The sequence below is a fragment of the Lentibacillus kimchii genome (assembly GCF_055381965.1).
This window is the reverse complement of record NZ_AP043934.1, coordinates 804,338-817,990: the sequence shown is the minus strand read 5'-3', so window position 1 is coordinate 817,990 and position 13,653 is coordinate 804,338. Positions and strand designations below refer to the sequence as shown.

General features: G+C 47.1%; 13 protein-coding genes and 1 pseudogene. 4 read left to right on the top strand and 10 right to left on the bottom strand.

What is annotated here, in order from left to right; translation table 11 throughout:
- Positions 1 to 70 precede the first annotated feature (70 nt).
- The 8 genes from pdaA to ACZ444_RS04465 form a co-directional block, all read right to left on the bottom strand.
- Entirely contained in the window at positions 71 to 862 is a 792-nt protein-coding gene (gene pdaA, locus ACZ444_RS04500) for a delta-lactam-biosynthetic de-N-acetylase (RefSeq protein WP_382357473.1), read from the bottom strand.
- 71 nt (positions 863 to 933) lie between these two features.
- The gene (locus ACZ444_RS04495) at positions 934 to 2,244 is read right to left on the bottom strand and encodes a Na+/H+ antiporter family protein (protein WP_382357472.1); all 1,311 of its coding nucleotides are present in this window, start codon (positions 2,242 to 2,244) and stop codon (positions 934 to 936) included.
- Between the two features lie 175 nt (positions 2,245 to 2,419).
- Positions 2,420 to 3,217, bottom strand: a complete 798-nt coding sequence (locus ACZ444_RS04490) for a YfkD famly protein (protein ID WP_382357471.1) — start codon at positions 3,215 to 3,217, stop codon at positions 2,420 to 2,422.
- 81 nt (positions 3,218 to 3,298) lie between these two features.
- On the bottom strand, positions 3,299 to 3,691 hold the full coding sequence (locus ACZ444_RS04485) for an OsmC family protein (RefSeq protein WP_382357470.1): 393 nt from the start codon (positions 3,689 to 3,691) through the stop codon (positions 3,299 to 3,301).
- Between the two features lie 139 nt (positions 3,692 to 3,830).
- Positions 3,831 to 4,655 (bottom strand): YihY/virulence factor BrkB family protein, encoded by an 825-nt coding sequence (locus ACZ444_RS04480; protein WP_382357469.1) that lies wholly within the window; start codon positions 4,653 to 4,655, stop codon positions 3,831 to 3,833.
- 23 nt (positions 4,656 to 4,678) lie between these two features.
- Complete coding sequence (locus tag ACZ444_RS04475; RefSeq protein ID WP_382357468.1) at positions 4,679 to 4,984, bottom strand: YtxH domain-containing protein; 306 nt, start codon at positions 4,982 to 4,984, stop codon at positions 4,679 to 4,681.
- 22 nt (positions 4,985 to 5,006) lie between these two features.
- On the bottom strand, positions 5,007 to 5,477 hold the full coding sequence (locus tag ACZ444_RS04470; protein ID WP_382357467.1) for a low molecular weight protein-tyrosine-phosphatase: 471 nt from the start codon (positions 5,475 to 5,477) through the stop codon (positions 5,007 to 5,009).
- A 99-nt stretch (positions 5,478 to 5,576) separates the two neighbouring features.
- Positions 5,577 to 6,242 (bottom strand): SOS response-associated peptidase, encoded by a 666-nt coding sequence (locus ACZ444_RS04465; protein ID WP_382357466.1) that lies wholly within the window; start codon positions 6,240 to 6,242, stop codon positions 5,577 to 5,579.
- A 226-nt stretch (positions 6,243 to 6,468) separates the two neighbouring features.
- On the opposite strand from ACZ444_RS04465, the gene ACZ444_RS04460 reads away from it, so the two are divergent.
- Positions 6,469 to 7,647, top strand: a complete 1,179-nt coding sequence (locus tag ACZ444_RS04460; RefSeq protein ID WP_382357465.1) for an MFS transporter — start codon at positions 6,469 to 6,471, stop codon at positions 7,645 to 7,647.
- Positions 7,648 to 7,837: 190 nt separating this feature from the next.
- Here ACZ444_RS04460 and ACZ444_RS04455 read toward each other — a convergent pair.
- Positions 7,838 to 8,224, bottom strand: a pseudogene (locus tag ACZ444_RS04455) (CAP domain-containing protein); the annotation flags it as partial.
- A 1,236-nt stretch (positions 8,225 to 9,460) separates the two neighbouring features.
- On the opposite strand from ACZ444_RS04455, the gene mreBH reads away from it, so the two are divergent.
- The 3 genes from mreBH (at position 9,461) to ACZ444_RS04440 (ending at position 13,293) form a co-directional block, all read left to right on the top strand.
- Complete coding sequence (gene mreBH, locus ACZ444_RS04450; RefSeq protein ID WP_382357464.1) at positions 9,461 to 10,468, top strand: rod-share determining protein MreBH; 1,008 nt, start codon at positions 9,461 to 9,463, stop codon at positions 10,466 to 10,468.
- A 399-nt stretch (positions 10,469 to 10,867) separates the two neighbouring features.
- Positions 10,868 to 12,019 carry a CaiB/BaiF CoA transferase family protein gene (locus ACZ444_RS04445; RefSeq protein ID WP_382357500.1) on the top strand — a complete coding sequence of 384 codons (1,152 nt, stop codon included), beginning with the start codon at positions 10,868 to 10,870 and terminating at the stop codon, positions 12,017 to 12,019.
- Between the two features lie 71 nt (positions 12,020 to 12,090).
- A complete protein-coding gene (locus ACZ444_RS04440) occupies positions 12,091 to 13,293 on the top strand; it encodes an acyl-CoA dehydrogenase family protein (protein WP_382357463.1) in 1,203 nt (400 codons plus the stop codon).
- Positions 13,294 to 13,324: 31 nt separating this feature from the next.
- Here ACZ444_RS04440 and ACZ444_RS04435 read toward each other — a convergent pair whose 3' ends face one another.
- The gene (locus ACZ444_RS04435) at positions 13,325 to 13,642 is read right to left on the bottom strand and encodes a DUF3870 domain-containing protein (protein ID WP_382357499.1); all 318 of its coding nucleotides are present in this window, start codon (positions 13,640 to 13,642) and stop codon (positions 13,325 to 13,327) included.
- Positions 13,643 to 13,653 lie beyond the last annotated feature (11 nt).

Here is a 13,653-nt window from a genome sequence, read left to right as displayed (position 1 = left end):
GGTTCAGTTACGCAACTGGTTCGCACGTTTGTCCCAGACCCTTGTTCTCTGCCGTTCAGTTTCACCGCCATTAATAGCCGTAAATCGGCTCTGGCAAGTGGTCTTTGATTACCAGCTGATCAAGACTCTTGAACTGATAACCTTGTTCTTTCAATTCCGTTATCGTTTTGTCCAGAGCTTTGGCATTGTCTGATGACACCGTATGAAGCAGTATAATCGCTCCCGGATGGATCTGCTCCATAATATTATCATACGCATGCTTCCACCCTTTTTGTTTATCCGTTTTCCAGTCAACGAATGCGAGCGACCAAAAAATTTGCGTGTAGCCGAGTTCTTGTGCCCAGCCGAGTGTCTCTTCATTGAACATGCCTCGCGGCGGACGCATATAAGTAATGCTCTTCTGATCTGTTATGTCGGCCACTTCTTCTTCCAGATCCGCCAGTTCTTTCTGCATATTTTCCTTGCTGACGACAGTGAAATCCGGATGATGATAGGAATGGTTACCGATAATGTGACCTTCATCAGCCATACGTTTCACCAGTTCCGGTTTATCCTGGACATAATGACCGGTTACAAAGAAAGCAGCTGGCACCTGATGTTTGCCTAATACATCAAGAATGTCATCAGTATAGCCTTCTTCATAGCCATTATCAAACGTTAAATAGACTGTTTTTTCACCAGAATGATCCGCATAATAAGCACCATAGTCATCGAGCATTTGCTGATACTTGCCGACGTCCGGAATGTTATGATCATCACTCTTTTTAAAGCCCCATCCGTAGCCATCGGCCGCATAAGCTGGCATTGAACAAGCAAGGAAAACCAGGACAGCTGTTACAGCCACCACACCATATTTCTGCATTACTAGGCCACCTTTTCCCCTTAGGATCTCCGCAGCCGGCCTTTTTATGCAGCAGCCGAATCAAACGCGTCTTAAAGAACGATCGCGGCCACCCAGCCAAAGACGATCAAAGGAATATTAAAGTGGATAAACGTCGGCACACATGTATCCCAGATGTGATGGTGCTTACCGTCCGCATTCAGTCCGGAAGTCGGACCAAGCGTACTGTCTGATGCTGGCGAACCCGCATCGCCGAGGGCACCAGCCGTTCCAATCAAGGACGCGGTAGCAAGCGTTGAAAAGCCTGATGCAAGACAGATCGGGACAAACAATGCTGCGATGATCGGGATCGTGGCAAATGAAGAGCCAATACCAATCGTCACAACGAGGCCAACGAGCAAGAGCACCAGCGCAATGAGCGCCTGATTGTCACCGAGAAAACCAGAGGCAGCCTCGACAAGGGCATCAACAGCACCCGTTTTCTGCAGCACTTTCCCAAAACCGGAGGAAACGAGCATGATAAAAGCAATCTGACCCATCATGGCAACACCATCAGCCATCACTTGCTCCCCTTTTCTAAACGGAACAACAACAAGTGCGAACATGAGAACAAGACCGGTCAGCGCACCCGCAATCAAATTCTGCGTGATGATCTGCACAATCAGTGCCCCTGTAATGGCAATCAGGGTCAGACCATGTTTCCGGTTAAATGTCACCTTTTCAGCTGGCGGTGCTGTGAAATTCGCTTCACTTCCACCTGCTCCTGGAACAGCAACACGGTCTTTCCGGTAGGTGACTAAAATGGCAATCAGAAGTCCGACAATCATGCCAAAGCCCGGAATCAGCATGGCTAATGCTGTCTCCCCAATTGTAATCGACACCCCGTTTTCTGCCATCCCGTCCTGAATCGTTTGATGGAAAAGCAGGCCAAAACCGGCCGGGATCATCACATACGGCGCCTTAAGGCCGAATGTCAGGGCCGCTGCCACACCGCGCCGATCCACTTTCATATCATCGAATAATTTTAATAATGGCGGTATAAGAATGGGTACAAATGCGATATGCACGGGTACCAGATTCTGTGAAAGTGACGCCACACCGGCTATAGCAAGCACCATCATCGTTTTTTTACCGGTCAGAGCCTTAATTAAATAGTTAACTAGAATCGTTGTAATGCCCGTGTAGCTGATCGCGACAGCAAAGGCTCCAAGCAAAATATAACTTAACGCTGTCTCTGCCTGACCGCCCATGCCGTTTACCATCATTTCAATGGAATCAACGACTGACAGCCCCGACATAAGACCAGCTGACAGTGCCGCAGCGATAATTGATAGGATCACATTAACTCTGAGCAGACAGAGAACTGTTAATACGAGAACCGATATAATAACAACCCACGCCATATTCGTTTCCCCTCTCTAACTAACTTCCGTTCCTAACTACTTTATCATGATAAAGCATTAAACAAATGAAGTCAATACGTGTGTTACTTGTTTATGAGCTGGGAAGTCCTGTGAAGCGTGATTGTTTTGCTTTGACATGCAAAAGGGCTGGGATTTCTCCCAGCCTCCATTCATTCTATTTAAGCTGAAAAGAAAACGAGACATGGTCCTGTACTGGCAGCCATGCGCCAATACCTTGCTTTGTAACATTCTGCACAACCAGTTTCTTTTTATTTCCTTTTAGCTGAAAATAAACTTCACCGAATGTCACTTGTCCCCGCTCGTTCACAGCTGGGGCATACGTTTTCAGTTTGGCATGTTTTTTCACCGGGACATTGTACGCGTTTGCCTTTTTGGTATTTTGTCCTACGACTGTTGTATACGCAAGCGGTAAATCCATTTTATCTTTTGCCTGCAGCAGGATCATTTTTTTGACATCTTCCGAATTGGCAATTTTAGTCGTTAAAGCGCCTTTAACTTCCTGCTTCTCCTGCTGCTCGTATTGCATCTCCTTGTCAGAGTCACCGCCTATATTGTTCAGCTCATTCGTATTGATGGATTGATATTCCCAATTGGTATTGGTTTCTTCAGACTCGTAATGCAGCGGCCATCTGCCGATATAAACCATCCCCCGATAGCCAAACGAAATCGGAGACGGATCAATCGATGTTTCGTTCAGCATTTTAATCAATTCCGGGTTCTCAATGGGTATATCCAGATCCTCCATCAACGCTTGCGTCAGGTCACTCGGCTCAACGACTTCCTGCTCCTCCGTCGCGTTCGGATAGGTATTTTCCTGGGAAATATCGAAAACGTGATCCGGCACCTCTGCAGCATCCTCACTATCGTCCTCGTTTTCTGCTGCCAGCGTACTGATCGGAAGCATTAAAACAAACATGATCAGAAAAAACACCGTGTAAACCTTTTTCGTCATGGTCCCCATTCCTTTCATTAGCTAATAACAAGATACGCCATTGTTAGCTATAGTTTTGGCGGACACATGAATATTATGCACTTAAAGGCTTAAATCGATCGTTTCCAATGATTCCTCAATGGTGATGCTATCTTCCACCGAGCGGGCCATCGAACAATTTTTCCGCGCAAGGTCCAGATTTTTTCGCAGTTTATCGACATTGAGATGCTGCCCCTTCACGACAAAATGCAGGCTGATTTTTTCGATCCGGTCCGCGACGTCAGGATTGCGCTCGACGTCTGCTGTCACCTGCAGATCTTCAAACGCGATACGCTGTTTTGATAAGATTTTGCGGAAAACCGAAGCGCTGCATCCGGCAATGGAAGCTACCATTAATTGAAACGGGCGGAAGCCATATGTTTCATCACCCGATATATCCAGCTGACCATAGTCCAGGTTAATGCGCATGCCTTCTTCTTTCATATTAAATTGCATAACTTTCATCTCCTTACATTTTTCTCATTATAGGTTTACCCATTATCTTAAATGATAACGCAAGCTGGGTGAAATATTTGGATCAGACCCTATTAAAGATCGGTATATAAAAAGGCTGCCAGAAGAGTGGCAGCCGAGGCTAGTCAGAAGCGTATTTTTCCCGCAGTACAGCGTTAATAACGCCACCGATCATAATAATAATACCGGTCAGATAAAACCATATCATCAGAACAATAACAGTACCGAGACTGCCGTATGTTGCCGCATAATTACCAATTGAATTGACATAAAAGGAAAATACCAGTGAGGAAAGCTGCCATCCAAGCGTCGCAAACAAGGCACCCCAAACGACGTTTTTAAAATGGATCCGCATGCTGGGTGCCAGAGTGTATAAGACCAGCATCACAATGAACAAAATAATGGATGATATCAACCAGCGCATCGTGTCCCACACAGCAATAAAGCCGTCTGAAAGGCCAATAAATGCGAAGATGTATTCCCCGATCATTTTGCCGAAAACCGGCAGCAGGAAAGCCACACAAATAACCAGAATCATGGCAATCGTCAATCCGATTGCAATCAGCCGCCTGAGAATAAATGAACGGTCTTCCTCTAGCTCGTAGGCTCGATTAAATCCCTTCATTATAGCATTTATCCCATTAGACGCCGCCCAGAGTGTGCCAATAACACTCAATGACAATAAAGAGCCGCTTTGATTGGACACCAGCTGATTGACATTGTCACGAATCAGTTTAAACGTTTCGGTAGGTGCATACCTCTCGATAAAATTGATAATGACCTCTGTGTCCAATGGTAAATAGCCGACTAATGATACCAAAAACAACAAAAAGGGAAATAAAGACAACAATAAAAAGTAGGCAATCTGTGCACCTGTGCCTAAAATATCATCGCCTGTGATACGCTGAAATAATGTTTGCGCAAAATTCACCGTTTTATGCCACATGGTATCATCCTCGCATGAATCGTTTACTGATGATTAATCGTCTCTTCCTCATCTTCCGAGCTGGTAAACTGATTTAGCGTGTCCTCCACTTGTTCCAGTGCATTAATGGCCCCATCAGTATTCCGGGACAGCGCCGCGTTAAAGCGTTCAAATGCAGATTTAGCAGTTCTTACAGCTTCTGATGGGCGTTTAACATAGAAGGAAGAACCATTTTTAACGTCTCCCATTTTTAGTTTTGCATAATCGCGTGATTCCCGACTCAGCAAGGAAAGCAGGCCACCTGCAATGGCACCGATTATCAACCCTGCACATAGTTTTTGTTTACCCATAACCAATCGCTCCTTTTGCTAATTATATGTTATGATGCTTCCTTATAGCACTAAGTAATTCACGACAGCCCTCTGACACTAGCGTATAAGTGTAGTCAAAACCGCCTGTGAGATAGGGATCCGGAATATCGTGTTCAGCCGCATCGGCATCGTAATCCATCAGCCGGGCCACCATGGTTTCTTCCGTATCTGCTCCCAGTCGCTCTATTCCGCTGATCGTTTGCTGATCCATTGCCACGACATAGTCAAAATCCTGCAAGTCCTGTTTCTGCAGCTGGCGGGCATGAAGACCATCAGAGGAAATACCGTGCTGGCGCAGTACGTCCTGCGTCCCTTCATGAGGAGGCATTCCAGCATGCCAGTGACCCAGACCGGCCGAATCCATTTTAATTTTATCAGAAAGCGCCTCTTTTTTCAGCAAATCCCGGAAAATTGCTTCTGCCATGGGCGAGCGGCAAATATTCCCGAGACATACAAATAATACACGTATCATCTTGTCAGCTCCTGCTCCTTTTCTGCTATGTCTCACCTATTATAAGGTGAAAACATCTTAATAGCCACTAGCCCGTAAAAAGCTGGCTGATCGTCCAGGCTAAACGAGCGGCGCAATGCACGTCTCATCATCGTTTTTGACTGAATTGACATAGCTCGCAACATCATAAGCCTGCAAGTCTTCCGGTTCAAGCGTGCTCAAAAAGCGATGCACATCTTCTGGCTTCTGCTCACCTGCTTCCAGCCATGCATTCATTTGCTCCTTTGACAAAATGATGGGCATCCGGTGATGAATCGGCTGCATAAATGCATTCGCCTCTCTTGTCAGGATGGTGCATGTGAAATGTTTCTGACCATTCTGCTCCCATTTATCCCATAGGCCGGCAAAGGCAAATAAGCGGCGGTCCTGAAGCTGTATGCGTTTCGGCTGTTTTTCCTGACTGTCACGGTTCCACTCATAAAAACTGTCCGCCGGAATCAGACAGCGTTTCCGGCTCAGAAGATGTTTGAAACTTGGCTTTTCGTGAGCCGTTTCACTGCGGGCATTAATCATTTTATAACCGATTTTTTCATCCTTTGCCCATGACGGAATCAGCCCCCAGCGCAAGTAGCCAGCCCGCTTCTTCTGGCCGTCGTGAATAATCGCCAGCACATTTTGACCGGGTGCCACGTTATAACGGGGCTGATTAAGATCAATCGGCTGATCAAGCCCGAATGTCTGCGCGATTTGCTTTTCATCAGCCAGCAATGTATAGCGTCCGCACATAACTCGGGCACCTCCTTCTGCTAAAAAATGCATTTTACGGAAGCCTGTTAAGACGATGCCAGCTGCCTATGACTTGAAATGCTTCCGGATAACACATTTATTATACCCTTGAAAAAGGTTTATGAAAAGACACAACTATTCTGCAGAACGGTTTGAGCCTCTTGTTTTTTTCTGCCATTGGGCGTACGATGAATCATTGAATTCATATATAGAAAGGCGTCAGAAGATGAATAAACGTGTCTACTTTTTAATGATTGTTTCATTTGTTGTGGGTATGGTCGAGTTAATTATCGGTGGGATTCTGGATCTGATGGCTGAAGATTTAGGCGTCAGTCTTAGTAAAGTCAGCCTTTTAATCACCATCTTTGCTCTGATTTTTGCAGTCGGCTCGCCGGTATTACTGATTATGACAGCTAAAATCGAACGTAAGCGGCTCATGCTTTTGTCACTGTGTGTATTTCTCGCGGGCAATCTGGTTACCGTGTTCAGCTGGACATACAGTGTCGTTTTCATCGGCAGAGTAATTTCAGCTTTAAGCGGTGCGCTTTTGATTATATTGTGCCTGACCATCGCTCCGTCAATTGTTCAGCCACATTACCGCGGACGGGCAATTGGAATTGTGTCCATGGGGGTCAGTGCCTCAATCGTCCTTGGTCTGCCGATCGGCCTGATTCTGGGTAATGCATTTGGCTGGCGCGCTCCGTTTGTCCTGATCACCCTGCTGACTGTCCTGTCCATGGCCGGTGTCTTTTTCCTGATGGGGCGTGTTGAGCCTAAGCCGTCCCATCCGATCGGCGAACAGCTGGCAACGTTAAAGGACCGGAAGATATTTTTTGGGCAGGCAATTACGTTCCTCTTTATGACGGGGCACATGACGCTTTATGCGTTTTTAACGCCGTTTGCCGAATCGACGCTGGGGATTGATGGCTCCTGGATCAGCATCATTTATCTCTTTTTCGGTGCAGCAGCCGTATCTGGCGGAGGAGTCGGCGGAACGCTTTCAGATAAAATTGGGCCAAAACGGACCATTATAATGACGACAGTTTCAATGATTGTTATTCTGTTTGTAATTCCCTTTACCACCTTTTCACTGCCGGTTTTTTTGGTGATGCTGCTGATTTGGGGTGTTGTCAGCTGGATGCTGGCACCTGCTACACAGAGCAATCTGATGATCCTGTCACCCGAAACATCAGACATCCAGCAAAGTCTGAATAACTCAGCTCTTCACCTCGGGATTGCGTTTGGCTCATTTATCGGCGGACTGGTTATTGATTATGCTTCGGTTGAGCACAATCCCACAATTGGTGCTGTGTTTGTCATTCTTTCCGTTGGGGCGGCATTCCTGTCCATGTACGGTCAAACACACTCAGCCCGGAAAGAAGCTGACACAAAAGCTCACTCATAAATTCCAATCTGGGAGGCGTGCCAGCCTCGCCGGAAAACGTGCGGGTACGACGAGCACAAGAAGGCTCATCAGCCGCCCGCGGAAAAGCAGCGTCTATTTCTGCGGGGGGTTGATGAGCTCTTCTGATTTTAATCTGATTGTTCAAATGTCGTTTGATAAAAGTCTTTTGTCCCGGCTTCTTCAGGTGTGATTACTTACCAATAAATTCTTGTGTCCAGTAATTGCCATCTTTGACATAGCCAACTCCGATATGTGTGAAATCAGAATTCAGGATGTTTTCCCGGTGGCCCTTACTGTCCATCCAGCCATCAACAACTTCTTTTGGCGTTTTCTGGCCTCTGGCAATATTTTCCCCAGCCGTCTGATACGAAATACCGAATTGTTTTATCATATCAAATGGTGATCCATAATTTGGGCTGTCATGTGAAAAATAGTTATTCGATGCCATATCACTGGATTTTTTGTGTGCCACGTTGCTTAAGCTCGTATCAATTTTCAGCGGCTCGAGTCCTCTTGAAGTGCGCTCCTCATTTGTCAATTCAGCCACTTGCTGTTCATATGAACTCACCTGTTGTGAGCCTTGATTCTGCTGAGACTGCTGCTCACTCGACTGTCCCGATTGCTGCTTGTTTGGCTGTTGCTCAGGAATGTCCTGCTGCTGGTCATCTGTACCCGGCTGATCGGACTGATCCTGACCGCCTGTATTTGGCTGACCGGACTGATCTTGCTGTTGATCACCAGTACCCGGCTGATCAGATTGATCCTGGTGCCACTGATCATTCGTGTCCGCTTGACCGGGATGATCCTGCTGCTGACCGTCTGCTTCCTGCTGACCTGATTGATTCTGATGCTGGTCATCCGCATTTGGCTGTTCTGACTGGTGCTGATCATCCGTATTTGGCTGTTCGGACGGATTCTGATGCTGTGCACCCGTATTTGGCTGCTCTGGCTGATTCGACTGCTGGTCGTCTATATCAGGTTTGTCAGCATTCCCCTGGTGCTGATCCCCCGTATTCTGGCCGGAGTCGTGAGCCGAATGATCAGCGTCATTATGACCATCAGGGTTATCCTGCTCCTGATGACCATCCTGATCAGTTTCACCTTGTTGACTGCTTGCATCATCATCCTCCTGACCCCAATCCCACTGAATCTGTGGAAAATAATTACCTAAGGGGTTCATCTGAGTCGCAAAAGAATTTGTCCAGTCATTTCCATTCATAGCGAAAGATACAGGATTCTGGTATAATTGATTGGTTAAATGATCAGAACTGGGCGATGCATCTGCTGTCGTCAGCGCTCCGCCAAAGACTAGTGCTGCGGTTAGTGAACCGGTGATTAACTTGTTAAACATGTCAGCTTTCCTCTCCCTTGTTTAATTTGTACATTCAGCATATCATGGTTTTTTTGTTACATTCTGTCATAATTCGACGTAATCCGATTCCATGAATTTACTATTTTGAAAAATGGGAGCGCGACAGGCGATGTATCATTCCATTCAGAAAACTTGTAAGAAATATTTTGCTTATCTGGCAACATTTACATAAACATCTGTGTTGACACCATCTCAGGCAGGATAACTTATTACAATTTACCTTTAAATGTAAATGAAATGTTACTTGATTTCTGCTAAACTATGATTTGAAATAGAGGGAGAATAGCATGTTCACGCGACGATGCATAGCCAATTGCTGACAGCTATTCAGCATCCCTGAATTCATAATAGAATATGAACCAACAGAAAATGGCATGTGGCTTGTTGGTGGAACACGAATTGCTTTTCAATCGATTATATACTTCATTGGAGGAACCTAAGATGTTTTCAACTTCAGAGATCGGAATTGATCTGGGAACAGCTAACATCCTGATCTATTCCAAATCAAAAGGCGTTGTATTGAACGAGCCATCTGTCGTGGCGATTGATCTAAATACGAAAAATGTCGTAGCTGTCGGTGCAGAGGCTAAAGAAATGGTCGGCAAGACACCGCAGAATATTGTCCCAATCCGACCGTTGAAAGATGGTGTCATCGCGGATTATGATGTGACAGCGCAAATGCTGAAAGCGTTCTTGAAAAAAGTAAGTAAAAAAATGGGCACATCCATGCGCAAGCCAACGGTTGTCGTGTGCACCCCATCCGGAAGCACTTCTGTAGAGCGCCGTGCTGTCCATAACGCTATCACCAGCTATGGCGCTAAAAATGTTCATTTAATTGAAGAGCCGGTAGCAGCTGCCATTGGTGCCGATTTGCCGGTTGACGAACCGATTGCCAATGTGAGTGTCGACATCGGCGGCGGAACAACTGAAGTCGGCATCATTTCCTTCGGCGGCGTCGTTTCCTGCCAGTCCATCCGCACTGGCGGTGATAAAATGGATGAGGAGATTTCCAATTTCATCCGTAAAAAATATAATATTCTTATCGGCGAACGCACTGCTGAAAATATCAAAATGGAAATCGGCCATGCCGATGAAGAGCACATTGAGGAATCCATGGATGTCCGGGGACGTGATATGGTCTCAGGTTTGCCCAAAACGGTCACCGTCTCATCCAAAGAAGTCCATGTCGCTTTAAAAGAATCACTTGAGCAGATACTGGAAACAATCCGTTCGACCTTAGAGAACTGCCCGCCTGAACTAAGCGGTGATATTGTTGACCATGGTATCGTGCTGACGGGCGGCGGTGCCATCTTAAATGGGCTGCGAGACTGGCTGTCAGAGGAAATTTCCGTACCTGTCCACGTTGCTCCCAGCCCACTGGAATCTGTTGCCATCGGAACAGGCCGTTCTTTGAAAATGATTACGAAACTGCAAAAAGCTGCTAAATAAACGTGACTGAATCATTTTTCCGAGGAACTGGGGCAACACTTACGTCTAAGGGAGCAAATGATAGGTGAACCCCGGAGCATAGCAGCTTGATGAGGGTCACCAGCCGCCCGCGGGAAGCATCGTCTATTTCCGGAGCGGCCTGATTGCTCTAACTTCCAGCAGGTACTTTACAAATTTTTCTGAATACGATATACTAATGTTAATCATGCAGAAGCGAGCCACGCTGGTAACGCATGGTACATGAGTCGGATACAACCTTAAAATCAAGCATAACTGCCAAATCTGTTTTCCGTTCAATGCCAGTTCTGAAACAGCAGATACAAGCCAGTTCAAACGAATGGACACCTGACTGTCCTTGTTTTGAAGTGGCTTATTTTTATGCTGGAAAGGCGTGATGAAGTGGCTGGAGCACTTGAAGGCATCAAAATTCTCGACCTGTCACGTGTGCTTGCTGGGCCTTACTGCACCATGATTCTCGGTGATCTGGGTGCTGAGGTGACTAAAGTCGAAGCACCGGGAGGCAGTGATGAAACACGCAAATGGGGACCGCCCTTTCAAAATGGCGTCAGTGCTTACTATCTCTCTGCCAATCGCAACAAAAAGAGCATCACCCTTGATCTGAAATCAGATGAAGGGCAGCAAGCGATTCTGGACCTTGTCAGAGACAGTGATGTTATCGTTAATAATTTTAAAACGGGCACGATGCAGCGTCTCGGTCTCGACTATGAAACCCTGGCTGCCATCAATCCGGGTATCATTGCCTGTTCGATTACAGGTTTTGGGGAAACAGGACCCTATCAGAATAGGGCCGGCTATGACTTTATTATCCAGGCAATGAGCGGCTTGATGAGCATTACTGGTGATCAGGAATCCGGACCTCAGAAAGTTGGTGTCGCTATAACGGATATTTTAACCGGTTTATATGCATGCATCGGGATCGAGGGAGCGCTTATTGAACGCATGAATTCAGGCAAAGGTCAAAAACTCGATCTTTCGCTGTATGATACCGCTGTGAGCGCGCTTGTGAATATCGGCAGCAATTATTTAATGGCTGGAAAAATCCCAGAGGCATTGGGCAATCAGCACGCTAATATTGTGCCCTACCAGACATTTGCCACGATGGATGGGCAAATGGTCATTGCGGTTGGCAATGATCAGCAATTCGAACGTCTGTGCACCCTTATGAACAAGCCTGAATACGCGGCAGACGCCCGTTTCCAGACCAATCCGGATCGTGTCAGCAACCGTGCTGCGCTAATCCCGCTGCTGCAGGCAATATTCCAAACGCGCTCAACCGCTTACTGGCAGGAGGCATGTGAGGCAAATAATATCCCGTGCGGCCCCATTCAAACGGTGGACGAGGTGGCCAGTGACCCGCAGCTGAATGCGCGGGAAATGTTTGTAACAGAACATCATCCAACAGCCGGCGATATCCGGATGGTTGGCAGTCCGCTGAAACTATCACGGACACCGGTCCAGATCAGGTATCACCCGCCCGATGCGGGTGAGCACACATCTGAGATTTTAAAACGATCAGGGTTTCCGGAATGACCTTTGACTGTCTAAAATCGGACAGCCATCATGACAATTTAACGATCACTTTTGACTGAGGAGATGAACATATGGATTTTAACGTTTCCGAAGAACAGGAAATGCTGCAGCGTACCGTCAGAAATTTTGTCGATAATGAGATCCTCCCACATATGGCTGAATGGGACCGGCAGGGACAATTCGATCCGGCTATGATGCAGCGGCTTGCCAGTCTCGGTCTGATGGGTGTCTGCATCCCTGAACAATACGGCGGGAGCGGCATGGACTATAATTCCCTGGCGATCGTCTGTGAAGAACTGGAACGGGGCGATACAGCATTTCGGACGGCTGTCTCGGTGCACACTGGCCTGAACAGCATGACACTCCTGCAATGGGGGACTGAACAGCAAAAGATGGCCTATCTCGTCCCCCAGGCAAAAGGTGACAAAATCGGGGCATACGGCCTCACAGAACCCGGTGCTGGTTCCGATGTTACCGCTATCCAGACGACAGCAACGAAAGAAGGCGATTATTACATTCTGAATGGCTCCAAGTCCTGGATCTCCCTCTGTGATACGGCCGATCATTTTTTGGTAATCGCTTATACCGACAAAGCCAAACTCCATAAAGGGATGTCCGCCTTTATCGTTGAACGCAGCCGGGATGGATTTGCCTCCAAAGCAACCGAAGGCAAATTAGGTATTCGCTCCGGCAATACCGGCGAAATTTTTCTCGATCAGGTCAAGGTTCCAAAAGCCAATCTGCTCGGTGACGAGGGTGAAGGATTTAAAATTGCCATGTCAGCGCTCGATAATGGCCGGTTCACTGTTGCCGCAGGTGCTGTCGGCCAAATTCGCGCCTGCCTGGAGGCCAGCACCAGCTATGCCAGTGAGCGTGAAACCTTTGGCAAGCCAATTGCCGATCATCAGCTCATCCAGCAAATGATTGCGAATATGAAAGCCGGTCTGGAAATGAGCCGTTTACTTGTTTTCCGCGCCGGTGAATTGAAAAATGCCGGCAAACGCAATACAGAAGAAACATCGATGGCCAAATGGCAGGCGTGTAACTTCGCAGCCAGGGCGGCTGATGATGCCATACAAGTTCACGGTGCCTACGGTTACTCGGATGCGTATCCGGTTGAACGGTATTGGCGCAATTCCAAAGCACCTGTGATCTACGAAGGCACACGTGAAATCCATACGATTATGCAAGCGGAATATGCCCTCGGCTACCGCCAGGATAAACCGCTGAATAAGATGCTGCCAGCCTGGGACGGAAATCCGGCCAACATCTGATTGTGGTTTGCATCGTGCTTGTATGGGCTCTTTAAACCTGCTTTTCCCTGTAATGCTCATACTGCCGGTACAGATCGTGCAATGCTGAGACGAGAGCATTGCCAGCCTTGCCCAAATAATGCGTTTTCAGCAGATCGGCAGGTGAGCTGATTCCGTCCTGCAGACTATGCCCTTTTAATAACTGATGAACAAACTGCCGCCCGTGTTCGGTCGCCAGCGTACAACTGGCCATTACAATAACACCATAACGTTTGTCAATTTCCGCCGTAATCGTTAATGTTTCATAAACGCTTTTTGCAGCCATGCCTGAGGGCAATCTGGCATGGCCTGCAATAAATACCGTATTCATCAATAGATTCG